This window comes from Gracilibacillus massiliensis (assembly GCF_001458115.1).
GTDB lineage: Bacteria > Bacillota > Bacilli > Bacillales > Amphibacillaceae > Gracilibacillus > Gracilibacillus massiliensis.
The window spans coordinates 19,458-43,055 of the sequence record NZ_CZRP01000013.1; the positions used below are offsets into that span (position 1 = coordinate 19,458).

Annotated in this window: 25 protein-coding genes and 1 pseudogene; all 26 read right to left on the minus strand. The window is 37.6% G+C overall.

Annotated features, from left to right (window positions below):
• Window positions 1–197: 197 nt before the first annotated feature.
• On the minus strand, window positions 198–911 hold the full coding sequence (locus BN3107_RS12465) for a nucleoside phosphorylase (protein WP_058307988.1): 714 nt from the start codon (window positions 909–911) through the stop codon (window positions 198–200).
• Window positions 911–1,573 (minus strand): sulfite oxidase-like oxidoreductase, encoded by a 663-nt coding sequence (locus tag BN3107_RS12470; protein WP_058307989.1) that lies wholly within the window; start codon window positions 1,571–1,573, stop codon window positions 911–913. Before BN3107_RS12470 ends, BN3107_RS12465 begins: the two co-directional genes overlap by 1 nt.
• 18 nt (window positions 1,574–1,591) lie before the next feature.
• On the minus strand, window positions 1,592–2,515 hold the full coding sequence (locus BN3107_RS12475; protein WP_058307990.1) for an ABC transporter permease: 924 nt from the start codon (window positions 2,513–2,515) through the stop codon (window positions 1,592–1,594).
• Entirely contained in the window at window positions 2,516–3,571 is a 1,056-nt protein-coding gene (locus BN3107_RS12480) for an ABC transporter permease (protein ID WP_058307991.1), read from the minus strand.
• A complete protein-coding gene (locus BN3107_RS12485; RefSeq protein WP_058309230.1) occupies window positions 3,564–5,087 on the minus strand; it encodes an ABC transporter ATP-binding protein in 1,524 nt (507 codons plus the stop codon). Before BN3107_RS12485 ends, BN3107_RS12480 begins: the two co-directional genes overlap by 8 nt.
• Window positions 5,088–5,161: 74 nt before the next feature.
• Entirely contained in the window at window positions 5,162–6,217 is a 1,056-nt protein-coding gene (locus tag BN3107_RS12490) for a BMP family lipoprotein (protein ID WP_058307992.1), read from the minus strand.
• 115 nt (window positions 6,218–6,332) lie between these two features.
• Window positions 6,333–7,055 (minus strand): CoA-transferase subunit beta, encoded by a 723-nt coding sequence (locus tag BN3107_RS12495; protein WP_197412038.1) that lies wholly within the window; start codon window positions 7,053–7,055, stop codon window positions 6,333–6,335.
• Complete coding sequence (locus tag BN3107_RS12500; RefSeq protein ID WP_058307993.1) at window positions 7,049–7,882, minus strand: CoA transferase subunit A; 834 nt, start codon at window positions 7,880–7,882, stop codon at window positions 7,049–7,051. Before BN3107_RS12500 ends, BN3107_RS12495 begins: the two co-directional genes overlap by 7 nt.
• A 25-nt stretch (window positions 7,883–7,907) precedes the next feature.
• Complete coding sequence (locus BN3107_RS12505) at window positions 7,908–9,239, minus strand: CoA-disulfide reductase (RefSeq protein WP_058307994.1); 1,332 nt, start codon at window positions 9,237–9,239, stop codon at window positions 7,908–7,910.
• A 156-nt stretch (window positions 9,240–9,395) separates the two neighbouring features.
• The gene (locus BN3107_RS12510; RefSeq protein ID WP_058307995.1) at window positions 9,396–9,653 is read right to left on the minus strand and encodes a EutN/CcmL family microcompartment protein; all 258 of its coding nucleotides are present in this window, start codon (window positions 9,651–9,653) and stop codon (window positions 9,396–9,398) included.
• A 28-nt stretch (window positions 9,654–9,681) separates the two neighbouring features.
• A complete protein-coding gene (gene pduL, locus BN3107_RS12515; protein WP_082631298.1) occupies window positions 9,682–10,347 on the minus strand; it encodes a phosphate propanoyltransferase in 666 nt (221 codons plus the stop codon).
• A 17-nt stretch (window positions 10,348–10,364) separates the two neighbouring features.
• On the minus strand, window positions 10,365–10,640 hold the full coding sequence (locus tag BN3107_RS12520) for a BMC domain-containing protein (RefSeq protein ID WP_058307996.1): 276 nt from the start codon (window positions 10,638–10,640) through the stop codon (window positions 10,365–10,367).
• A gap of 18 nt (window positions 10,641–10,658) precedes the next feature.
• Window positions 10,659–10,934 (minus strand): BMC domain-containing protein, encoded by a 276-nt coding sequence (locus tag BN3107_RS12525; protein WP_058307997.1) that lies wholly within the window; start codon window positions 10,932–10,934, stop codon window positions 10,659–10,661.
• The gene (locus BN3107_RS12530) at window positions 10,927–11,322 is read right to left on the minus strand and encodes a BMC domain-containing protein (RefSeq protein WP_058307998.1); all 396 of its coding nucleotides are present in this window, start codon (window positions 11,320–11,322) and stop codon (window positions 10,927–10,929) included. Before BN3107_RS12530 ends, BN3107_RS12525 begins: the two co-directional genes overlap by 8 nt.
• Window positions 11,319–11,609, minus strand: coding sequence for a BMC domain-containing protein (locus BN3107_RS12535; protein ID WP_058307999.1), 291 nt, complete (start codon window positions 11,607–11,609; stop codon window positions 11,319–11,321). The genes BN3107_RS12530 and BN3107_RS12535 overlap by 4 nt, the downstream gene beginning before the upstream one ends.
• Window positions 11,610–11,631: 22 nt before the next feature.
• Entirely contained in the window at window positions 11,632–11,952 is a 321-nt protein-coding gene (locus BN3107_RS12540) for a BMC domain-containing protein (RefSeq protein WP_058308000.1), read from the minus strand.
• A 9-nt stretch (window positions 11,953–11,961) separates the two neighbouring features.
• Window positions 11,962–13,497 carry an aldehyde dehydrogenase family protein gene (locus tag BN3107_RS12545; RefSeq protein ID WP_077065119.1) on the minus strand — a complete coding sequence of 512 codons (1,536 nt, stop codon included), beginning with the start codon at window positions 13,495–13,497 and terminating at the stop codon, window positions 11,962–11,964.
• The gene (locus BN3107_RS12550; RefSeq protein ID WP_392389061.1) at window positions 13,498–14,301 is read right to left on the minus strand and encodes a class II aldolase/adducin family protein; all 804 of its coding nucleotides are present in this window, start codon (window positions 14,299–14,301) and stop codon (window positions 13,498–13,500) included. It abuts the gene before it with no gap.
• A gap of 34 nt (window positions 14,302–14,335) precedes the next feature.
• On the minus strand, window positions 14,336–15,397 hold the full coding sequence (gene mtnA / locus BN3107_RS12555; RefSeq protein ID WP_058308001.1) for an S-methyl-5-thioribose-1-phosphate isomerase: 1,062 nt from the start codon (window positions 15,395–15,397) through the stop codon (window positions 14,336–14,338).
• A 14-nt stretch (window positions 15,398–15,411) separates the two neighbouring features.
• Window positions 15,412–16,629 (minus strand): S-methyl-5-thioribose kinase, encoded by a 1,218-nt coding sequence (gene mtnK, locus BN3107_RS12560; RefSeq protein WP_058308002.1) that lies wholly within the window; start codon window positions 16,627–16,629, stop codon window positions 15,412–15,414.
• 12 nt (window positions 16,630–16,641) lie between these two features.
• The gene (locus BN3107_RS12565) at window positions 16,642–17,655 is read right to left on the minus strand and encodes an ABC transporter permease (protein WP_058308003.1); all 1,014 of its coding nucleotides are present in this window, start codon (window positions 17,653–17,655) and stop codon (window positions 16,642–16,644) included.
• Window positions 17,655–19,163 carry a sugar ABC transporter ATP-binding protein gene (locus tag BN3107_RS12570; protein ID WP_058308004.1) on the minus strand — a complete coding sequence of 503 codons (1,509 nt, stop codon included), beginning with the start codon at window positions 19,161–19,163 and terminating at the stop codon, window positions 17,655–17,657. Before BN3107_RS12570 ends, BN3107_RS12565 begins: the two co-directional genes overlap by 1 nt.
• Before the next feature lie 89 nt (window positions 19,164–19,252).
• Window positions 19,253–20,377: a sugar ABC transporter substrate-binding protein gene (locus tag BN3107_RS12575; RefSeq protein ID WP_058308005.1), complete on the minus strand. Its 1,125-nt coding sequence runs from the start codon at window positions 20,375–20,377 to the stop codon at window positions 19,253–19,255.
• A 195-nt stretch (window positions 20,378–20,572) separates the two neighbouring features.
• Window positions 20,573–21,839 (minus strand): annotated as a pseudogene (locus BN3107_RS12580) (O-acetylhomoserine aminocarboxypropyltransferase/cysteine synthase family protein); the annotation flags it as partial.
• Between the two features lie 116 nt (window positions 21,840–21,955).
• Entirely contained in the window at window positions 21,956–22,684 is a 729-nt protein-coding gene (locus BN3107_RS12585; protein WP_077065120.1) for a sulfite exporter TauE/SafE family protein, read from the minus strand.
• 42 nt (window positions 22,685–22,726) lie between these two features.
• Entirely contained in the window at window positions 22,727–23,542 is an 816-nt protein-coding gene (locus tag BN3107_RS12590; RefSeq protein WP_058308006.1) for an SDR family NAD(P)-dependent oxidoreductase, read from the minus strand.
• Between the last annotated feature and the right edge of the window lie 56 nt (window positions 23,543–23,598).

Consider the following 23,598-nt stretch of genomic DNA (forward strand, 5'->3'; position numbering starts at 1 on the left):
TGGTAACTTTTTACCTGAAGATCCACTTTTACAAGCGATCTTTGCTTGAAAAAGTTAGCTGAAGGGAAAAATCCACGGAAAGGGAAGTGGGCAGCCGGAGCGGGTGTTAACCAGTCTAAACTATTTCAAACTAATCACACCGTTTATTGCGTAGTATTTATCTAATACGCATTAAACTGTGTTGTCTAAACCTCTAGCTAATTTGTTAAGGCGTTTAGAGCAATGATAACAGCTTGGTCGATTGCTTGTTTCATTTGATCTGTGTGTGGATTGTAATCTTCAGCTAGGTCTGCATCTGCATATCCATCTATCGCAACGATTGCCCCAGCTTTTACTTGACGTATACTCGCAATCGAATATAATGCAGCGATTTCCATTTCAACTGCCAAGACGCCGGCTTCTTGGTATTGTTGATGTGGAAAAGGTACAACGCCTTGATAAAATACATCAAGTGTCAGTGTGATTCCTGAAAAGATTGGAAAGTTTACTTTTTCTGTTTGTTTTAACAGTTTATTGGTAACAGATAAATCTGCAATAGCCGGAAATCCCTCCGGCACAATTTGACTGGAAAAACCATCTGTTCTTACTGAGGCAGTGCTTATCACGAGACTCCCTGGCTTTACTGCTTTTTGATAAGAACCAGCCGTACCAACACGTATAATTTCTTCTACTCCGCCTTGTATGAGCTGTTCGAAACACACAGCAGCACCCGAAGCACCTACTCCATGACTTACAACCGCAATATATTCATTATTAAAGTAACCTACATAGGTGTAATACTCCCGATTCTGAGCTAACAATTTATTCTCTTCTAAGCTTTTAGCGATCAGTGTAGCACGATCAGGATCTCCACATACAATGACCTTCTTTGGCAATTGATCAGCTTCTACTTTAAGGTTAGATAAGTACATCAATCAAACTCCTTTTTTTGCCACTCATCTTCTGGCATATAGGCATCTTCGACAGAAAATCGCTCTTCCTTAAATGGATCACCATAATTATGAAAATCATTTCGTTCCCAAAAACCCTGTCGATCTTCTTTCATAAATTCGATTCCACGGATCCATTTAACACTCTTCCAAAAATAGAGATGTGGCACAATAAGTCGGAAAGGATACCCATGTTGTGGTGTCAGTGGCTTACCATCATAACTATGTGCAATTAATATATCATCTTTCAGTAAATCTTCTAATGGAATATTACTATCATAATCGTAATCGCCATAAACCATTACATATTTCGCTGTATCTTTCACACCAATTTCTTTCAAAAAGTCAGTGAATTTTACACCAGTAAAACTGTTATCAAACTTGGACCATCGTGTTACACAATGGATATCACGAACAATCGTTGTTTGAGGCATCCTCATTAGATCTTCGTAATTAAATACTACTTCTTGCTCTACTTCACCAAAAACTTTTAACGACCACTTATCAAGATCATATTCAGGCACTTCACCTTCATGTAAAATCGGAAATTTCTTTGTTAGTGTTTGTCCAGGTGGCAGACGATCACCATATTTTTCATTTCTCGGTGGTACTTTCGCTTTTTTTAAACGATCTGCTTTTTTCATCTTGTTCCCCTCCTATTCTTATCTTGAACTTCCTTGGCTATTTTTCATTGCATTTAATTGGGTACGATCTTTAAATACAAACATCGCTAAAATCGTTATCACATATGGAAGCATTAAGGTAAAGTTTGTCGGTATATTTAACCCTTGAAATCTGATACTAATAGCTTCAGTGAATCCAAATAAACCGCTTGATAAAAACACTCCGATTGGATTAGATTGACCTAACATCGTAGCAACTAATGCAATAAAACCTCGACCGCCTGTCATATTTTCACTAAACATCGTTACTTGACCTAAAGAAAGTTGCACTCCTCCTAGAGCACATAGAATTCCAGAAATAATGACTGCTTGATATTGAATTTTTTTGATCTTAATTCCTTGGCTTTTGGCTGCTACAGGGTTTATTCCTACAGCATCAAAGTGAGATCCAAGCACACTTTTTTTCAAGAAAATATACATTGCTATCGTAATTAAAATCCCCAAGTAAACGATGGGCGATTGACCTGATAAAAGATTACCTAGTAGTGGTATATCATCAATAACCGGAATTTTCCATGTCGGTAAACCTACCATTTCGTTATTGTAATAGGCGCCTTGCACATCAAATATCGTTCTTAATGCAAAAGTTGTTACTCCAATTGAGAGAAAGTTTATAGCTATTCCAGTTACAATCATATTTGCTTGCAGGTGAATCACCATATACCCAAATAATAAAGAAAATAGTATGGTACCAACAACTGCGATCAGAATGGAAAGCCAGATATTATTGGTAAATGCGTTAGCCGCTACACCTATAAAAGCACCCATTAACATTAAGCCATCCAGACCAACATTAAAAATGCCCACCCGAGCACATATTGCACCACCTAATCCTGCTAATAAAAGAGGGGCCATCATTCGAAGTGTAGAATCTATTAAAGATAAATCAAATAAACTACTCATTTATTTTGCCCCCCTCTTTCTTTTCGATTTGATAAATGCCAATGTAAACTTGGCAGAAATAAATAAGATAAGCACTGCTTGAATAATATCAGATATCGCATTAGGCACATCTGTATTTCTTTCAACCCCTAATGCACCTGTATCCAATGCAGCTAAAAAGATAGCAATGATAGCTGTACCAACGGGATTTGAGTTGGCTAACAAGGCGGCCATAAGTCCGGTCCATGCAAATTGAGGTGTTGTTAATGCCCCTTCTATAAAACGATAATGCATTCCCATTACTTCCACACTTCCACCTAGCCCGGCTAACATTCCACTTATTAACATACTAATAAACATTACTTTCTTACGATTAATACCACCATATTGCGCGAAGAACATATTTTGTCCTAACATTCTTACTTCGTATCCAAAAGTTGTTCGCTTAATAATAAAAGCAAGCAATATCGTGATAATAATCGCTAGCACAAAACCATAGTGTACATTCATACCTGTTAGTAATTTCGGAAGCTTACTAGCATCTTCTACCATAACAGATTGTGCCACTCCACCTGAACTTGTTGTGTCACGGAATGGCTCACTTACTAAATACCCAGCAAAAAGAACCGCAATATAATTTAGTAACAAGGTAGAAATAAGCAAATTAATTTGAAATTTTTGTTCCATCCACCCAGCAAAAAATGATAATAAACCCGCAATCAGCATACCCGCTCCAATTGAAATGACTAAATTCAGAAATCCTTGAAAAGGTAAATATACAGTTACTATCGCTGTAGTGACGGCTCCCATAATAAGTTGCCCTTCAGCACCTAAATTGAAAAAACCAGCGCGAAAAGCAAAGGCGACACCTAAACCTGCTAATATGATTGGTATCGAACGTTCTAATGTATTTGATAAGAAATATAAGCTTCCAAATGCACCATCCCACATTTCACGGTACGTTAAAAAAACCGATTCCCCAGCTAATAGAATAGCAATCGTTCCTACAGCTAGTCCTACAAATATCGCGAAAACAGGTTGTATAATATTTGAGATATGCCCTTTCATTTTACTCATATGTACCACCTGCCATCAGTAAGCTCAGTTTTTCTTCGCTTACATTTTCTCTGTCAAATTCACCAACCATTTTTCCTTCAAACATTACTAAGACACGATCAGATAATGCTAATATTTCTGATAATTCCGATGAAATAAGTAATACTGCATCACCATTGTTACGTTTCTCGATGATTTGCTCATGAATAAACTCCATTGCACCAACATCAACTCCGCGAGTAGGCTCAGCTGCAAGTAGAAACGGTGTATCTTTTTGAATTTCTCGTGCGGCAATTAATTTTTGTAAATTACCACCAGATAAATATTGTGCACTAATATTAATAGATGATGCTTTCACATCAAATCGCTTAATACTATTATTTGCGTATGATCGAATATTCTCTTTATTCAATATTCCTTTTTTACCTAAAGGAGATTTTCGATAATCTGTCATAATCAGATTATCGAGAATACTAGCTGATTTAGCTGCTCCCCACAAATAACGGTCCTCTGGAATATGAGATAATCCTCTATCTCTTATTTGTCGAACCGATTGATTGGTGACGTCATGATCATTTATACGAATCGTTCCAGCACTTGTTTTTACTAAACCAGTTATTGCTTGAATTAACTCAGATTGTCCATTACCAGATACTCCTGCAACACCTACAATTTCTCCTTGATGTACTTGAAATGAAATGTTTTCAATAGAGGATTTATTTTTCGATTCATTCACATATACTTGGTTCACGTCTAATACTGCTTTACCAGTTGTAACTTTAGGCAGTTGTTTCTTTTGTAACGATCTTCCTACCATCAACCGGGACAATTCTTCTGTATCTGTTGATTCCTTTTTTAATGATCCAGTTACTTTTCCATCTCTTAGTACAGTTATCCGATCGGCTACTTCCATGACTTCATTTAATTTGTGGGTAATCAGGATAATACTTTTTCCCAATTTAACTAACTCTCTTAAACTATTTAGTAAATCCTTCACTTCTAATGGTGTTAGAACCGCAGTAGGTTCATCTAAAATAATAATCTCTGCACCTTGGTATAATACTTTTAAAATTTCTACCCGTTGTTGGACACCAACAGGCGCATCTGATATTTTTTGATTAGGGTTTATTTCCATGCCAAATTTCTTAGCTAACTGTTCGACTTCCAGATTAGCTTTTTTTCGATCATAACGCCATTTTTTTCTTGGCTCATGATGAAAAACAACATTTTCAGCAATTGTGAAAGATGGAAACAACATAAAGTGTTGATGGACCATTCCAATTCCTAATCCAATAGCATCATTGGGGCTTTGAATTTTTCTTTTTTTATCATGAACAAATATGTCGCCACTTGTTGGTTCTTCCATGCCGTACAACATTCTCATCAGTGTAGTTTTTCCGGCACCATTTTCACCGACAATCGCATGTATCTCTTGTTTTTTTAATGAAAAGTCAATCTGATCATTAGCCGTAAAGTCTCCATATTTTTTGGTAATCCCACGAAGTTCTAACAAATCCTCACCTTCTTTGCAAAGCATTATAAAGTCATTTTCGAAATATTTACTACCCATATGTAAAACAATGGGCTGCTTGTAGAAGCAGCCCTATCATCTTATTGCTCAAGAGGATTCTTTACTTCAATCTCACCTGATATAATTTGATCTTTAATTTCAATAACTTGATCGATGGTATCCTGGCCGATAAAATCATTTAGAGGCGATTCAGAGTCAGCCGTAACATATGTTAACCCAACACCATCTTCAGCCAAACCAAATGATTGGACACCAGTAGAGAATTCACCATTTCCATATTCTTTAACAAAATCATATGCAACTACATCTGTATTTTTAAGTTGTGACAAAACAACGTGCTCCGGATCTTCGACAGTACGGTCAATATCCTGACCAGACGTATAGAATCCAGCCTCCGCTGCTGCTTCAAAAACACCCAAGTCACTAACAGCTGCCGCTGCTGCTATAAAGTCTGCACCATTTGAGTTTTGTTGCAAGGCAATTTCTTTGGCTTTTGCAGGGTCTTCAAAACTACCAACATAGTTAACTAATACTTCTGCATTTTCATTAACTTGTGCGACACCTTCTTGGAAACCAACGATATATTTATCTAATAACGCGATATCTTGCGCAGGAATAATCCCAACAGTATCTGTTTCTGTCGCAAGTCCCGCTGCAGCACCTAGTAAAAAGCTTGCCTCGTATTCTTTAAATTCAGCACTTTTAACATTCGGTAAGTCTACAATTGCATCAATAATAGCAAAATCTCGATCAGGATTAGCCTCTGCTACTGTAGTTAATGGATCAACCGCATCGAAAGTCGCAGTTAAAATCAAGTCGTACCCTTCAGCAACGGCCACTTCTAAATTTTGTTGTGTCTCTGTAGGGTCCGAAGACTCTATCACATTAATCTCCAAACCTGTTTCTTCTGCTGCTTGTTCAGCTCCATCAGCAATTTGTTGAAAAAATGGATTCACTCCAATTTGATCTGTTAATACTACTGCAACTGATTTTGACTCTTCTGTAGATTCATTGTTTTCTGCATTACCTTCGTCATTTTCTCCATTACTTGACTCATCTTCACTTTCTGTACCACATGCTACTAAAACGAAAGCTAACAATGCTGTTACAAGTAAAAACAATAGATTCTTTCTCATTTTGTATATTCCCCCTTTTCATAACATTATGATAGTGGTCTAATTTTATCATAACTACCGTGATTATAATGAAGTTTTTAAATAAAATCAATCAAATTTCGATATATTCTGACAATTATATTTCTGCTGATCGGAAATCATCTGGATCAATTCTTTGCAATATTTGTAATTGTTCTCTTGTTGGGCTTTTTGTATACCGAACTTCATCATAAACAAGTGGAAATCCAGTCTGTTCTTGCACCTCTTCAATTGTGGTATGTGGGTGTATCGTATCTAATTCTAATTGGCCATTTTGAAAAACAAATACACATAATGGCGTAATGATTTTCCAGAGGTTACCCCTTGTCGTCACGAAGTCGACTTTTTCTAGGAAAGTTCGCGGGTCATGTTTGGTACGCCAAATGATTGCTTTTTTAGCGGTCGGAATTAACACAGCACTTCCAGCACCACCAGGCAAACGTACTTTTGGTTTATCATAGTCTCCAATAACGGAAGCGTTGATATTCCCGTGCCTATCAAATTGGACCCCGCCTAAAAATGCGACATCTAATTTTCCACGCATGGAAAGATCAAAGATTTCATCTAATCCGAAATTAGATTCCCCAGCTTCTACTAGATCAGCACCAGCAGAGGAGTAGGAGGCTTTTTTGATAGAGTCAGGATTGACTCCACCTGGAATATTTAAATGGACTAGATTTGGTGCATGTAAATGCCGTGCTAAATGCATCGCCACCATTGGCATTTGCGATGAAACACCATGAAATACAGTCTCACCATCTTCGAGCATATCAGCAATCGCACAAGTCATTAAATCACTGATCCGATAATTGTTTACCAACGGATACTCCCCCTTTCTGCAGCATAATCTAAATTATTATAACCCTCAATAAAGCTTTCAATTTCTTGTTTTTCCTTTAAAGACAAAAACTTTCTTAATGCTTGATCATCCACATCATATTTCTGATGACAGGATGTCGGTTTTGCACCTTTTGGTACATGTACAACAGCGTCTACTAGAAATCCAGGGATAGCAATACGATCGCGCTGTTGTTTCATTTTATATTTGGACACAACCTGCTCTGTTGTAATAATGACTCTGTTTGCGGCCCGTGACATCAAAACATCCTCATATTTAGGCCCATAAATAACGGCATTGCCATCTTCATCAGATTCTTGTACATGGATGATGGCTACATCTGGAACAATTGCACGTACTAAAGTAACTGGCTCTTTTGTAAATGGGTCCTCTACTACTACAAAATAATCATTACGGTCGATCAAGTCTCCAAATTTCAAACCATTGACAGGCATAAACGGTACATTTGTGGATGCTGCCCTTAAGGCACTTATAACTGTATAACAAGCATGTTCATTCGTTTTGACTTTTCCAGATTGCACAGACTTCCGGTAATGTGGTGGTAATCCATATACCGTTTCGTAACTAACAAATCCTGCATCAACCACTTTCACTGCATCAACCGCACATAATAAATCAATATCGTGAGCACCTGCTGTTTTTACTAGACGCAAGCCGGATTTATGCTGGCGAGCCAGTTCTCTAACAAAAGCCATTGGTGCACGGTGTAAAACATTTCCTCCTAAAGCCAATGTCGACTGATCACTAATACTAGTGACAGCTGATTGTAAGGTTGTTATTTTTTTCATCTTGCTCACCTCCATTGCCTTTTGTTTATTTAACAGCATTGCTAGCTATATGAACTGCATCCCACACACCTGCAAAAGGTGGGGCATAACATAGATCTGTCATTCCCAATTCATCGGCTGGCATATTATTCTGGATCGCAATCGCAAGCATATCAATTCTTAATACAACGCCAGATTGTCCAATTGCTTGTGCACCTAAAATTCTTCTTGTTCTACTCTCACAGATGATCTTGATCCATATTGGCGTTTGACCTGGATAATAGCCCGGATGGTTTGCTGCCTTAACAAATTCGACTGTATAATCAAGTGCCATGTCTTTTGCTTCTGCTTCGGAAAGACCTGTACGCGCTAGCTCCAAATCAATGATCTTCACTGCTGCACTACCAAGTGTGCCGATATATTTACGATGAGCACCAGCGATATTTTCACCAGCTATTCGACCACATTTATTTGCATTCGTACCTAATGGTAAATAGGTATTCTCTTGTTTTACGTAATGATATACTTCTGCGCAATCTCCAGCAGCATAGATATCTTCAAGGTTGGTACGCATTTCTCGATCTATTCGGATCGCTCCGTTTTCTGCTAATTGAATACCAGTTCCATCTAAAAATCTAGTTGCAGGTTTAACACCAATTGATAAAATCACTAAATCTGCTTCATATGTACCCTTGCTAGTTACAACTTGCTGAACAGATTGATAACCTTTAAATGATTCAACTCTTTCACTCAGATGTAAACCTACATTATTTTCTTGCAGGTGCTCTGATGCAATGTCCGTTATTTCTCGATCGAACGGTAATAAAATCTTTTCTGCTTGCTCGATAACACGCACATTTTTTCCCAAGCCGTGCATTGCTTCAGCAAGCTCCATTCCGATATAACCTCCACCAACAATAACGACATTCTGGATATGTGGTTGGTGTGCTTTTTCTTTTAAAGTTAGACCATCTTCCATTGTTTTTAAGATATGAATATTATCTAGGTCTAAGCCCTCAAATGGTGGCACAATAGCAGAAGTTCCTGTCGCAATCAATAATTTATCATAATGGTCCAAAAACATTTGACCTGTATCTACATTCCGCACCATTACTTGTTTTCTTTCCGGTGCCACTTTTACCACTTCATGAAAAATGTTGACATTTATCCCCTTTTGCTCGAACTGTTGTTTTGTTCGTGCAATCATTTTGGTATGATCATCATTTTCACCAGATACATAATAAGGAAGACCACACGCTCCATATGAAACGTATTCTCCCTTTTCATAAACAGTTATTTCAGCATTTTGATCAATTCTTTTCAGTTTTGAAGCAGCAGACATGCCTGCTGCTACGCCACCGATAACGATTAGTTTCATGTCACAGGTCTCCTATTCGTTTAATGTTACCTTTTATCACGGAGCTAACCGTCCGTAACAAAGAAACTAAGTGGGGGATAAACGGACGGTAACATCCTGATAAGTTTCGCTAACAATCAGTGGGAGTCAAAAACTCCCACTGATTGCAGTCTCATTTTATAGACCATCTGGTGCTTGATCAACAATACCTACCACAACGGCATCAATCGGTGCATGTTGATGCAATGCATGTTGAACAGCACTTCCAAAACTTACTAATACGAGTTCACCTTCACCTGCACCGATCGTATCTGCAGCTACAAACCATTCTTTATTCTCACCATTATATGGCTCAATAACTAATAGTTTGTAACCTTGTAATGTATCATATTTTCGTGTTGAAATGACACGATTAATTACTTTACCTATTACCATTTGTTCAACCTCCAAAGTTGGATAGGTCTTACTTCATTATATTTAAGTATTCCTTACCCGTAATAGCAAAGGCATTGGCATCATCCGTGTCGATATGCATGTCGAGCGCATATCGCTCACTGACACGGATCGTTACATTTCCCATAATGCCCGCTTTTTCTCCATCTACTTGCACCTGAACTTGTTGATGATTCTCTACCCCGAATGCTTTTGCATCATGTGGTGACATATGAATATGACGATCGGCAATGATACAACCTTCATCTAAATCAATACGACCTTTGGGACCAATAATAGAGATAGGTGCAGAACCTGAGACATCCCCTGAATGTCTAACAGGTGGCTTGAGTCCCAATTTGAAGCTATCGGTCCTTGAAACCTCAACTTGTGTCTGTTTTCTAAGTGGTGCAACAATACGTACCCGTGCTATCTCAGACTTTGGTCCAACTATCGTTACTTGTTCTACACAAGCATATTGTCCTGGCTGAGATATATCACGATATTTTTGAAACGTGTAATCTTTCCCAAACAAAATGTCTGCATGTTCTTTCTCTAAGTGAACGTGTCGTGCTGAAATGCTAACAGGTACACGTGAAGAAGTATCGTTTATCACTTCAATTTGATTTGCTTTAATCTCTTCCATCACTGCTTCCGTAATAGCAAGATATAATGCTGATTTTCGCTCTTCATTCATGCCGGATCAGCCCTTTATTATTTGAATTGAGGTAATAATTTACTGATGTCGCTGTGCGGACGCGGAATAACATGGACTGCTACTACTTCTCCTACTCGTCCTGCTGCTTCTGCACCTACTTCTGTTGCTGCTTTTACTGCGCCGACATCACCTTTAATAATGACAGATACTAGACCTGATCCAATCTTTTCACTGCCTACCACTTCTACATTTGCAGCCTTTAACATTGCGTCTGCTGCCTCGATCGATGCTGTTAGTCCTCTAGTTTCAATTACTCCTAATGAATCACTCATGTGAATACCTCCGTTTTTTTATTTAGTAAGATTTAATAATTTATTTACATCACTGTGTGGACGTGGGATGACATGGACTGCAACTACTTCTCCTACTCGTCCTGCTGCTTCTGCGCCTACTTCTGTTGCTGCTTTTACTGCTCCAACATCACCCTTAATAATGACAGATACTAAACCTGATCCAATCTTTTCACTGCCAACTACTTCTACATTTGCAGCCTTTAACATTGCGTCTGCTGCCTCAATTGATGCTGTTAAACCTCTCGTTTCGATTACTCCTAGTGAATCACTCATTATTTTCGTCCTCCTCTATTGTTTTTGTTGCTTGTTTTTTTGTTGTTCTCGTTTTTCTAGTTGCTTGTTTCTTAGCTGTTGGTTGCTTTTCAGCTTTTTTAGTGCTTGGAATTGCGTATTTCAAAATTTCAGGATGTGGATTAGTAATGACAACTGCATTTTTTAATGGTTGATCCGGTTTTGTTTGGTCAACTCGTTTGGCAGTTTCGATTGCTAACGTTACATCAGAAATGGAACCACCAATAATAAGCGATACTAACTTACCACCCAATTGATTGTGACTGGTCAGAAATTCTACGTCAGCAGCTTTTGTCACCTGATCCAACATTTCCATCGCAACAGGAAAATATTTTGTTTCAATAATACCGATTGCTTCATGCTGTGTCATGAAGATTCACCTTCTTTGTTCGGAATCAGTTTACCATATAATTGTTGATCTGGTTTAGGGATTACTTTTACCGCTACTACTTGTCCGTGCATGGAAGCTTGATCTGCACCAACTTCTAAAGCTGCTTGAACAGAAGCTAAATCCCCTTCAATCATAATCGTTAACAAACCTGATCCAGCTTGATCAACCTTCGTTACTTCAACAAAAGCATGTTTACTCATAGCATCGATAGCAATCGTGGCTGTTACAGTGCCTATCACTTCTATTAATCCTAATGATTTCTTCATGATTATTCCCCTAACTAAACTGCTATGGACGCTTTACTTTGCCAATACCTAATAATTTTTCAAGACCTGGAGCCTGATTTGGTATAAAGCTTGTGACAATATCTTGTTCCTCAATAAATTGATTTGCTGTATGTCTCGCTGTTTCTAAAGCAACCTTTACATCAGAAACATTTCCAGTAAATTTGACTTGTACAACAACCGGAATCTTTGCATGATTACCAGTAGCTGGATTATTACAATCCATTGCCTGAATTTCAACGTTGGCTGTCTTACATGCTTGATCCATCGCTGCCATTGCTACACTAAAGCCTAACACTTCTAATAGTCCAACTGCTTCACCCATCAGCTTCACCTACCCTCTAATGTTAAAACCGCCATTTGCAATAACGGTCCGTCTTTGTCTTGTAAAGGTTCTTGCTGATGTTACCCCTTCACCGGTTGGTCCTGCAATCGTCATAGTGGTGAAGCCTTCTCCACGGTATCCTACACCAGATAGGGAAGAGCCATTATTAACGAAAATGGTTGTACCGATTGCTTTAGCAAATTTTGTTACATTTTTAATGTGATTGGAATGCATCACAGCTGTATGGCGGTTACCATGTTCAGCATCTACTGCTTTCTCAATGGCTTCATCGATCGATTTTACTCTCACTATCGGTAATATCGGCATTAATTGTTCCAACTGTACATATGGATGATCGGCACCCACCTCACAGATTAGCAGTTTAGTTTGCACATTAGAAACTCCGATTTGCTCTAAAATACGGGTAGCATCTTTTCCAACCCAATCTTTTGAAACTAAATAGTCTCTGGATAAGTACGAACAGCCCCCTGGTATGCCTTCTTTATTTTCTTTTAAGGTAAGGTTCATCACTTTTTCTAATTGTTGATGATCTAGCATATGAACTTTCTGATTTAATAACTCAAAAATTAAATCATCTGCAACTTGATCTAATACAAAAACTTCTTTTTCTGCGATACATAACAGATTGTTATCAAAAGAAGCTCCTTCTATAATATCCTTTGCTGCTTGCTTAAGATCGGCGGTTTCATCAACAATTACAGGTGGATTTCCAGCACCTGCACCAATTGCTTTTTTACCTGATTTTAATAAACTTTTCACCATACCTGGTCCACCTGTACCTACTAATAGCTTCACTGATGGATGGTTAGCTATTTCCTGGACGGTTTCAATTGTTGGCTCTTGCACCATAGTAAGAAGGTTTTCTGGTCCACCAGCGTTTACAATCGTTTGATTTAAAAGTTGAACCATCTCACATGATGTTTTTTTAGCAGATGGATGTACATTAAACACTACCGCATTACCGGCAGCGATCATGCCTATACCATTATTCACGATCGTATCGATTGGGTTGGTAACTGGTGTTACTGCACCAATCACGCCAAATGGTGTTTGTTCGACAAAAGATAAGCCGTCATCACCAGAAAATGTCTCTGTTTGTAAGAGCTCAGTACCTGGCGTTTTTTCAACCGTGAGGGTTAGTTTCAACACCTTATCCTCGTAATTCCCAAGTCCGGTCTCTTCTAAAGCAGACTTCGCAAAGTAATTCACTTGTTGAACTACTGCCTGGCGAATTGAATTTATAATATTTTCTTTCTCTTCTAGCTTATATTGTTTCATCCACGCTTCTTGAGCTTTTGAAGCAGCTTCGATTGCATCTGTTACTCGTTCAAATACACCATCTTGATTACTACTCATATTAAAAGTGTTTGAAGATGCAGAAGTTGAAAGTTGTTTCATCTTTATTGGTTGTTGTTCAGAACTTTGACTACTAGCTTGCGTTGGTTGTCTATTATCTACAGCTGCTTCCACATTCTTTAATACAGAATCAATAATTGTTTGAATATCTTTTTCATTTAATTGCAACTACAAGGCGCCTCCTTTCTGAAGTTGTTCGATGACTCGTTTCGTCACTTTTTCGACAATGTCTTGAAGAACCTGATCTTTTGATTTATTTGCTTCCGAGTTCGAGCTTTGTTCCGGAACATTACATGGCGGTACACCACCAGTTTTTATTCCCATCTTATCTCGCATATCAATTAAATCTGATATTTGATTACAGTTTAATTCATTTGCTTTATTCAAGATGTTCGTCGAATAGGTCAACATTAAAGCGTAATGCTCTAATGACTCCATGCGATAATAAGCCTCAAATAAGTCACGCCCCCATGTTAAAGCCCCATGGTTTGCGAGTAAAACCGCATGATGATCCTTAATCAATGGTGTAATCGAGTCAGGAACTTCCTCCGTACTAGGTGTGGCATATGGTGCAACAGGAACTCTACCTAACAAAACAACAGCTTCTGGAGAGACAGGTTTTTCAAGATCAATGCCTGCAATCGCATAGGATGTCGCCATTGGTGGATGGGCATGAACCACAGCATTTGTATCTTCACTTTCCCGGTAAACTCTCAAGTGCATTTTCACTTCGGAAGATGGCTTTCGATTTCCGGCAATGATTGTACCGTCTAAACGCATTTTTACCATCATGTCTGGCGTCAAGTAACCTTTACTTACTCCAGTTGGTGTTGTCCAGATTGTATCAGGACCAACTCGAACCGAAATATTCCCGTCATTGGCGGCCACAAAGTTCTTTTGATAAATACGTTTGCCTATTTCGACCATCCATTTTTTAGCTTCAAAATCACTATAATATTTTTTCTGATACAACAGCTATCCCCCCTTTCCTAAATATGGATTCCAATTAATCAAATAATTTAGCTAAGTTTTCTTTATATGATGGGGACACAATACCTTTTTCGGTAATAATTCCAGTTATTAATGTATGGTCTGTTACATCAAATGCTGGATTATAAGTCTTCACTTGTTCTGGTGCCATCGATTCACTATACCATTTTGTTTTAATTTCTTCCTCTGGACGTAATTCTATTTCAATATCATTGCCAGTTTCCGTATTAAGGTCAATCGTTGACATTGGGGCACAGACATAAACCGGAATGCCATAGTGTTTGGCTAATATCGCTACACCTGAGGTCCCGATTTTATTTGCTGCATCTCCGTTTGCTGCCACACGATCACAACCAACTAAGACTGCTTGAATCTTCTTTTGACTCATTACAATCGAAGCCATATTGTCACATATCAATGTAACATCTACTCCTGCTTCATTTAATTCCCATGCCGTCAGACGCGCTCCTTGCAACAACGGTCTTGTTTCATCAGCAAATACTTTAAAATCGTAACCTTTTTCCTCACCTAAATAGATAGGAGCTAAGGCTGTTCCATATTTTGCTGTAGCAATTGTACCCGCATTACAGTGAGTCAATATCCCCCAGCCTGGTTCTAAAACTTCTAAGGCATGACGTCCAATTGCTTCACATACCTCTTGATCTTCTTTTTTTATCAAATCAGCTTCATGTTTTAAAGCTTGTTTAATTTCAGAAAGGCTTTTGTCTGTATCTTTAGTAAGTCTTGCTTCCATACGGTCCAATGCCCAAAATAGATTGACTGCAGTTGGACGAGAAGAAGCTAATTTTTCCTTTGCCTTTTTGAATTCTTGGTAAAATGCTTCAAATTCGCTAGCATTACTATTTTTAGTTACAATGTAAATCCCATATGCTGCCGCAATTCCAATTGCTGGTGCGCCTCTTACTTTTAATTGATAAATAGCATCCCAAACATCATCTACCGTTTTAAGTTGTAAAAACTCTTTTTTATTTGGTAGTTTTGTTTGATCTAATAGGGTAATGGCATCATTTGCATCATCCAATTTGACCGATTCAATCACCGTAACATGTTCTGCCATGTTGGCACCTCCTTTTAATCAAAAGCTTTCTTTACCTGAAAGACAAAATTATCGCCAGTTTTAAAGGTTTCTCTATTTAGAATAAATTGCTTAGCTACTGTAAGACAGTTTATTTCTGCTGTTTTTCTTGCTTCTTCTTGTTCAATTGAGGTAATATCTGCCACTTTCGCAAGTCCAATAATACGACGTGTCAGCTCTAACCCAACAACCGCTGCCGTATCTTGTAAAATGCTGTTTAGATAATAGGTTTGGAAACCATCGTAATTCGCCACAAACTCCTTATCCGTTTCTTGCCAGAGTTTCTTGAACTTCTCTTTAAAGAGATCAATCACATCTCTGATTGTGGTGATAATATAGTTTGTAAATTGCTCACGTTCCTCAGCATCTGTAATGGTAGCTTGTCCGTTCGCATAGGCAAATATTAAATTTGCCACGACATTTCCAATGTCATAGCCAGCTGGTCCGTAAAAAGCAAATTCGGGATCGATTACTTTGGTACTATCCTGTTTAATAAAGACAGAACCCGTATGCAAGTCGCCGTGTATAAGAGATTGTGCATTTGTCATAAATTCAAATTTTAATTTTGCGGTTTCTAATTGTAACTGTTTGTCACCCCAAATTTCTGTTTCAATAAAAGAACGTGTTGCCGGAAAGACTTCATTACGTTCACAATTATAAAAAGGTTCGGTATAGACTAAGTCTTCCGTTATTTCACACAATTCCGGGTTAATAAAACTTTTCACTAACGCTTTTTTGTCTTTATGGTTCATTGCTACATCTGAAGTTAACAACAATGTTTTTGCCATAAATGTGGTGATATGTTCTGCAAATTGTGGAAATGTTTGATGTTTGATTAAAGCAGATCGCATAATCTCGTATTCTGATAAATCTTCCATCGCAAAACAATTCATAACCGGATCGTATTGATAGGTTTTCGGTGTATATTCTGGTACATAATCATATTGAATTTTTAAAATGTCACTTTCAATACGATTACGGTCAGGTGAGACTTTAAATTCATCAGAAATCCTTGCTACTGGTCCAGCTTGTTTTAATATAATCGAATCTTTATTTTTTTGATCCACGATTCGAAATACATAATTAAGATTTCCGTCACCAATTTCTTTACAAGTTAGTTCTGCATCACTGTGGAAGTAATCCAATTTCTCTTTTGCATATTCAACTGCTTGAGTTTCATTCATTGTAAAATATTCGGTTGAAAAATCTGTCATCCTTTATACCTCCTATTTTAATTTGTAATAAGTAATCGCTAATGCTAAAGCAAACACGCCACCTTTAACGATATCCATCGCATAATACGGAACAGACATCATCACCAAACCATTTGCTAATATACCAATTAATACAGCACCTACAAAGGTTCCAAATGCGTTTGGTTTACCTGCACCGAGAACCGATAAACCGATAAATGCCGCTGCTACAGCATCCATCAAATAATTCTCACCAGCATTAATCTCAGCCTGCATTACTCGTGAAGCAAGCACGATTCCACCTATTGCTGCCAATAAGGCAGATAAGACATATGCAAGTACTTTATATTTATTTACTGGAATACCTGATAACCTTGCAGCTTCTTCATTGCCACCAATCACATACATGTACCTTCCGTGCTTGGTATACGTTAAAAATATGTGTACAATTAATACAATAACTAGCATGAGAATAATGATATAAGGTGCTTTACCTAATAAAGCAAACACATCTGTAATTGTTCCTTCAGAATAGCTACCGTCAGGCATAATCATGTTTTCGGAAATGGTAGCACTTCGCGTGTAAGTTAATGCAACCCCTTGAATGACAAACATGGTTGCTAATGTTAGAAGCATATCTGGTATTCTCATTTTAACAATTAAGAAGGAGTTTAATAGTCCTACTAAAATGGCTGCCACTAGTGCTACCATTATCGCAATCAATGTTGACTGTCCGTGCCAGACAAACATCGATATGACGACTGCATTCGCCAAGGAAGCTACAGACCCAATAGATAAATCAAAACCATTCACAGATAAGGAAATCGTAAGTCCGATCGCAATAATGGTGACAATGGATATCGATCGTAAGATATTCTCTATATTACTCCATTGTAAAAAAGCAGGATTGGCAATCGAAAATATGACAATTAATAAAATAATGGTAATGATTGTCCCATATTTATAAAGAAACTGAAAAAAATCGAATGACTGCTTTTTTTGTTTTGGAGAAGTTGATGAATTAGACGTATTGGAACTTGCACTCATTAGTCTCTTCCCCCTGTCGAATAAAATAATAATTGTTCTTCTGTCGTTTTGTCTGTTTGTAATTCTTTGACAACTTTCCCGTCATAAATCACATAAGAACGATCTGTAATGCCGACGATTTCTGTTAATTCACTCGAGGCATATATAATCGCCTTTCCTCTTTTAGCCAATTCGAGAATCAAAGTAAAGATATCTTTTTTTGATCCAACGTCTACACCTTTTGTTGGTTCATCAAAAATATAGACATCAGCATCAGCAATCAACCATTTTCCGATGGCTATTTTTTGTTGGTTTCCACCGGACAAATTAGCGAGCTTGGTTTCAATTGATGGTGTTTTAACTCCTAACCTTTCTACCATTTCAGTAGAGACTTTACGTTCTTTCCTAAAATTCAAAAAAGAAAAACGGTGTGAAAAGTATGATAAATTAGCCGAAGTTAAATTGGTTTTGACATTTTCTCCTACCAATATCCCTTCTTTTCGTCGTTCTTCTGGAACAAGAGCTAACCCATAATGGACAGCCTGATTGGAGTTACGGATTTTCAATGCTCTCCCATGCATTTTGACAGTTCCCTCCAGATGAGACGACTCTCCAAATAATGCTTTGCAAATCTCCGTCTTACCTGCCCCAACTAAGCCCGCTAAACCGATTACTTCACCTGCGCAAACATGAAAAGAAACGTCTTCTACCTTTTCATCATCACGCAAATGCTCTACTTCGAAGATTTTATCTTTAATATCGCGTTCCACTGTTGGAAATTGTTCCTCCATTTGCTTTCCTAACATTTTTTCTACAATGCTATCGATCGTAACCTCGCCTATTCGATCATGACTTATAAATTTCCCATTACGCATTACCGTTATCTCATCACAAATTTCAAATAGTTCTTGGAGTCGATGTGAAATAAAAATGATGCCAACATTACTTGCTCGTAGTTGGCGAACAATTTCAAACAAGCGCTCTGTTTCTGCACTACTTAAAGGCGCTGTTGGTTCATCTAAGATCAAAAATCGACAATCTCTCGATATCGCTCGAGCGATTAATATCATTTGTTTCTCAGCTAATGTTAACGTGCGTACGAGACGTCTAGATGATACATTAATATTTAATTCCTCTAATAACTTAGAAGCTTCTTTATGTATCTGAGAATATTGAATGAATTGTCGCTTGCCCATTCCATTCACCATTTTATTGAGCATAATATTCTCGCCTACTGTCAGATATGGGATTAATGCGGTGTCCACTTCTTGATAAACGATTTGAATACCTAAATCTTTTGCATCCTGTGGCGAGCGAATCTCTATTTTTTTATTATTTAGAAGAATCTCACCAGTATAGTGGGTATACGCACCAGATAATACTTTCATCAACGTAGACTTACCTGCACCATTCGCACCTATCAATGCGTGTACTTTACCAGTATTCATCGAAAATTGTGCATCATCTAAAGCTCTAACTCCAGGAAAATCTATTGTAATATTTTTCATTTTCAATGTGGATTGAGTCATTGTAATCACCCGCCTTTTTACGGATAGTTATATTATGTAGAAGATAGAAAGCCAGTTTTTTATTCCGCTGGCTTTCTATCTTGTTTTGTTTAATTGGAATGATGTTCTCTTAGTGTAGTCATCCAATCTTCATTAAATTGATCTGACTCTCCCCATCCTTCGACAACATCCGCTAAAGTTTCCATATTTACTTCTTCACCTGAAGCATTTAATTCTTCTTGTGAAATCAATGATGGTTCAAGTGACGCTTCTTGTGGTGTTTCTTCACCGGCAAATTTTTTCGCTAATAATCGAACATTAACTTCTCCGATTAATTTTGGATCTACTGCAGCTGTGTATTTCCATGGACTGTTTTCCTCTTGCATTAATTGTAGATCTGCATTGGAAACATCGATACCATATACATCAATTTCTTCTCGTCCAGCTTCTGTTATTGCACGAGTCGCTCCAACAGCAAATGCATCCCATGTTGCAAAGATTGCGTCAATTTCACCTTCTGGTAATTCAGTTAACCAAGCTCCTACCGCTTCTTGTGTTTTTGTTTGTGGATCCGTAGCATCTCCAAATCGCTTCACTTCATTAATACCAGGATTTTCTTCTAACACTGTTTCATACACATTATTTCTTCTGACCATTGGTGGGAAACCATCGACCCAAAGGTAACCAATATTTGCTTCAGGATGTTCTTCTACTAACTTATCTAAAGCTAATGTAGCTAGTTCCTCGTCATTTTGAGATGTAAGTGTTACTCCATCAATCTCCAATGCTCCTTGATTTGTATCAAACGCTACAACTTCGATACCTTTATCACGTGCTTCTTGAATCAATTCTACTGTGGTATCATCATCTCCATGTGAAATAATTAAACCATCGTACTCTTGATTAATCGCTTGTGAAATTGTGTCATGAAAGCTTGTTGTATCTCCATTTGCTGAGAAAGTATCCACCTTCATTCCTAAGGCTTGACCTTCTTGCTGCGTACCAGCTAGGAATTGTTGGGTATGATCATCTCCACCAATTTTACGGATAACCATTATTTCAAGTTGTTCATCGGCTTGAAGCGCTTCAGGCACTCCTTCTAAGTCTGCCGATTCATTTGTTGTCTCTTCATCATTTCCTTCTTCAGAACTATTTTCTTCTTCTTGGCCACATGCCGCAAGTATTCCTATTAAAAGAAAGATAATTGCGAACAACCAAATTTTGCTTTTTCTCACTATAAATACCCCCTAAAAAATTTTGTATTATGATAAACATACCTTACATTTATGTTTATTCAGTATGTAGTATCCGTTATATCCGCTTATTTTGTAACCTTTTCATTACTTCCTCCGTCAATCGATTAACAATATCTTCAGAATCGTTAGTTTGTCCTGATTCTGATCCGGTGGCCGCTTGCATATTTGTCGCTTTTCTTAACGATTGATCTAAATCTTCAAATAAGTCATCAATATTCTCTAAGCCAACAGATAGACGAACCATATCTTCTGATACACCTGTCGCTTTCAACTCTTCACCTGATAGTTGCAAGTGAGTCGTCGTTGCAGGATGTATAATTAAACTTTTCGCATCCCCAACATTAGCAAGATGTGACCATAATTCCATGTTATTTATGAGTTTACTACCTGCTTCTCTTCCGCCTTTTATTCCGAAAACAACCACAGAACCAAACCCATTTTCTAAATTTTGTTTGGCGTATTGATGTGACTGATGGGACGATAAGCCTGGATAGGTAACCCAACTCACTGCTGGATGACTCTCCAATTTTTTAGCTAAAGCTAAGGCATTATCGTTATGGCGTTGTACTCGTAAGTTCAGTGTTTCTAAACCCTGTAATAATTGAAAAGCATTAAAAGGACTTAAACATGCTCCTAAATCTCGCAGCAATTGCACCCTTAATTTCGTTGCAAACGCGATATCACCAAAATCTTTAGCATAAACGATACCATTGTAACTTCGGTCAGGTTCGATGAATCCAGGATATTTATTTGAATTCCAGTCAAAGTGACCTCCGTCGATCACAATGCCACCAATCGAAGTCCCGTGACCGCCAATCCATTTTGTAGCAGAATGAACAACGATATCTGCACCTTGTTCAATCGGTCTACACACATATGGAGTTGCAAATGTGTTATCAACGATCAAAGGGACACCTGCATCATGTGCAACTTTCGACACAGCAGGTATGTCGAGTACGTGTAGACTAGGATTGCCGATCGTTTCAGCAAATACTGCTTTGGTTTTATGGTTAATTGCCTTTTTGAAATTTGCAGGATCTGTTGGGTCGACAAAATGAACCTTGATACCATAACGAGGTAATGTTATTGAAAATAAGTTATAGGTACCACCATAAATATTGGTTGCTGCTACAATTTCATCACCAGCAGAAGCAATATTTAAAATAGACATCGATATACCTGCCATACCTGATGCCGTAGCTACTGCAGCCACTCCACTTTCAAGTAACGCCATTCTTTTTTCGAAAACATCTAGAGTTGGATTCATTAAACGACTGTAGATGTTACCATTTTCTTGTAAAGAGAATAATTTCTCAGCATGCTCTGTATCTTCAAACACATAGGATGTGGTTTGATATATTGGAACTGCTCTTGACCCTGTGGTTGGGTCTGGTGATTGACCACCATGTAAAAGTAATGTTTCTATGTGCTTATCACCCATGTCGAAACCCCCATTTATATTTAAGGTGAAATAATAAAATAATCATAACATATTACTTTCAAAATTTGTCGAAAATATCGTTTATTCAGAAAATTCAAAAAATTAACACTTAGTTATTAACCTATAATTAATCGAATCGCACCTAATGCAGCAAACACTAACACCAATATTTGGAATACATTTTGTGGCATTATTTTTATAACTTTTACACCAATCAATGCCCCAATAAGAATAGCAGGAATCAACCATAGATTAAATTGTACAGATTCCATTGTAATAATGCCCAAGGAAATATAGAAAGGTATTTTAATGACATTTACAAACAGGAAAAACCAGGCACCTGTACCTACAAATTCTTTCTTTGGTAATCCTTTCACCAGCAAGTAAATTGCCATTACACCACCTGCTGCATTACCTATCATTGTAGTAAACCCTGCTAAAACCCCCATGCTAATAGTAAAAACTTTAGATTCCGGTAGCATTTCTACAAACTTTTCTCCTAATTTCTCTCGACTAATATGTAATATGATTAATGCTAGAACTAAGATACCTACCATTGGTTTCAGTTGCTCACTGGTTACAAAGTCTAAGACGAAATACCCCAATACAATACCAATAAGTACCCACGGAACAAGTGAAAACAAATAGCGCCATACAACGTTTCTACGATAATAGGTTACAGCGAATAGATCCCCAACAATCAACAAAGGAAGTAAGATCCCAACAGACTCGCGCGCTGGGAAGATCATCATAAAAATCGTGACCACTAATATTCCCATACTGGCTACTCCGGCTTTAGCAAAACCTATTAAAAAACCACAAAACACGATTATTATCCATTCCATTACTGATAAGTCAAAAATAACAAACACCTCAATTCTAGTTGTTTAGAAATCTTGCAGTCTTAAAAATCTGTAATCTTGATTAGTTGTTTGAGAGGCTTTTTCATTTAATTCTTCCAAGATATCATATACCGTTACGATTCTACCTTGAAATGCCTTAAGTTTGCCTTCTACAATGTTTTCTACCCAACTAGGAGCTTGATCTGGTGAAACATCAATATTGTCTTCAAACAACTTTTCAATATTTGCTAAATATTTTTTCCCTACATCACTTGTTCTTTGGTATTTTGTCATATCTGTATCATTTAGACCGGGATCAAGTGCATATACTTCGATTGGTTCCTCGCTTAATTCAGCGGAAAGATTTTCAGTGAATCTCGCAATAGCTGTTTTTGACGTACCATACCCATTTCCATATGGGAAGTCATCTAATGTACCTCCACCAACCAAGTTGATTATTTTCCCGTGATTTTGTGACAACATCATCGGAATAACACTTGCGGCACATTGATAAGTTCCAATAACATTTGTTTCGATATCTTGTTTAAATAATTCAGGTGCCACTTCCCATGTCTTGCCAATCGCTTGAAAGGACCCAGCATTATTCACCCATACATCGATTTTACCGTACGTATCTATTACATATTTTAAGGTAGACTGCACTTCCTCTAGATTTGTCACATCCATTGTAACCATGCGATGATCTCCTGGATATTGAAGTAACTCTTCTCTTACTTCATCAACATTCTTCTTGCTTCTTCCTGAACCAATTACTGTGTATCCTCTTTTGGCAAAATAGTTTGCCATATTTCGCCCAATTCCTCTTGACGCCCCTGTTATAAAGATAACCTGTTGATCCATTTTATCACCTCATAATTTTTTTGAATGTCTTTATTCTAATTGAAAGATGCTTATAA

Bases quoted from the DNA above. Each gene is read 5' to 3' on its own strand.
- BN3107_RS12465 (WP_058307988.1), bottom strand. From the start codon at position 911: ATGTACTTATCTAACCTTAAAGTAGAAGCTGATCAATTGCCAAAGAAG.
- BN3107_RS12470 (WP_058307989.1), bottom strand. From the start codon at position 1,573: ATGAAAAAAGCAGATCGTTTAAAAAAAGCGAAAGTACCACCGAGAAAT.
- BN3107_RS12475 (WP_058307990.1), bottom strand. From the start codon at position 2,515: ATGAGTAGTTTATTTGATTTATCTTTAATAGATTCTACACTTCGAATG.
- BN3107_RS12480 (WP_058307991.1), bottom strand. From the start codon at position 3,571: ATGAGTAAAATGAAAGGGCATATCTCAAATATTATACAACCTGTTTTC.
- BN3107_RS12485 (WP_058309230.1), bottom strand. From the start codon at position 5,087: ATGCTTTGCAAAGAAGGTGAGGATTTGTTAGAACTTCGTGGGATTACC.
- BN3107_RS12490 (WP_058307992.1), bottom strand. From the start codon at position 6,217: ATGAGAAAGAATCTATTGTTTTTACTTGTAACAGCATTGTTAGCTTTC.
- BN3107_RS12500 (WP_058307993.1), bottom strand. From the start codon at position 7,882: ATGAAAAAAATAACAACCTTACAATCAGCTGTCACTAGTATTAGTGAT.
- BN3107_RS12505 (WP_058307994.1), bottom strand. From the start codon at position 9,239: ATGAAACTAATCGTTATCGGTGGCGTAGCAGCAGGCATGTCTGCTGCT.
- BN3107_RS12510 (WP_058307995.1), bottom strand. From the start codon at position 9,653: ATGGTAATAGGTAAAGTAATTAATCGTGTCATTTCAACACGAAAATAT.
- pduL (WP_082631298.1), bottom strand. From the start codon at position 10,347: ATGAATGAAGAGCGAAAATCAGCATTATATCTTGCTATTACGGAAGCA.
- BN3107_RS12520 (WP_058307996.1), bottom strand. From the start codon at position 10,640: ATGAGTGATTCATTAGGAGTAATTGAAACTAGAGGACTAACAGCATCG.
- BN3107_RS12525 (WP_058307997.1), bottom strand. From the start codon at position 10,934: ATGAGTGATTCACTAGGAGTAATCGAAACGAGAGGTTTAACAGCATCA.
- BN3107_RS12530 (WP_058307998.1), bottom strand. From the start codon at position 11,322: ATGACACAGCATGAAGCAATCGGTATTATTGAAACAAAATATTTTCCT.
- BN3107_RS12535 (WP_058307999.1), bottom strand. From the start codon at position 11,609: ATGAAGAAATCATTAGGATTAATAGAAGTGATAGGCACTGTAACAGCC.
- BN3107_RS12540 (WP_058308000.1), bottom strand. From the start codon at position 11,952: ATGGGTGAAGCAGTTGGACTATTAGAAGTGTTAGGCTTTAGTGTAGCA.
- mtnA (WP_058308001.1), bottom strand. From the start codon at position 15,397: ATGGCAGAACATGTTACGGTGATTGAATCGGTCAAATTGGATGATGCA.
- mtnK (WP_058308002.1), bottom strand. From the start codon at position 16,629: ATGACAGATTTTTCAACCGAATATTTTACAATGAATGAAACTCAAGCA.
- BN3107_RS12565 (WP_058308003.1), bottom strand. From the start codon at position 17,655: ATGAGTGCAAGTTCCAATACGTCTAATTCATCAACTTCTCCAAAACAA.
- BN3107_RS12570 (WP_058308004.1), bottom strand. From the start codon at position 19,163: ATGACTCAATCCACATTGAAAATGAAAAATATTACAATAGATTTTCCT.
- BN3107_RS12585 (WP_077065120.1), bottom strand. From the start codon at position 22,684: ATGGAATGGATAATAATCGTGTTTTGTGGTTTTTTAATAGGTTTTGCT.
- BN3107_RS12590 (WP_058308006.1), bottom strand. From the start codon at position 23,542: ATGGATCAACAGGTTATCTTTATAACAGGGGCGTCAAGAGGAATTGGG.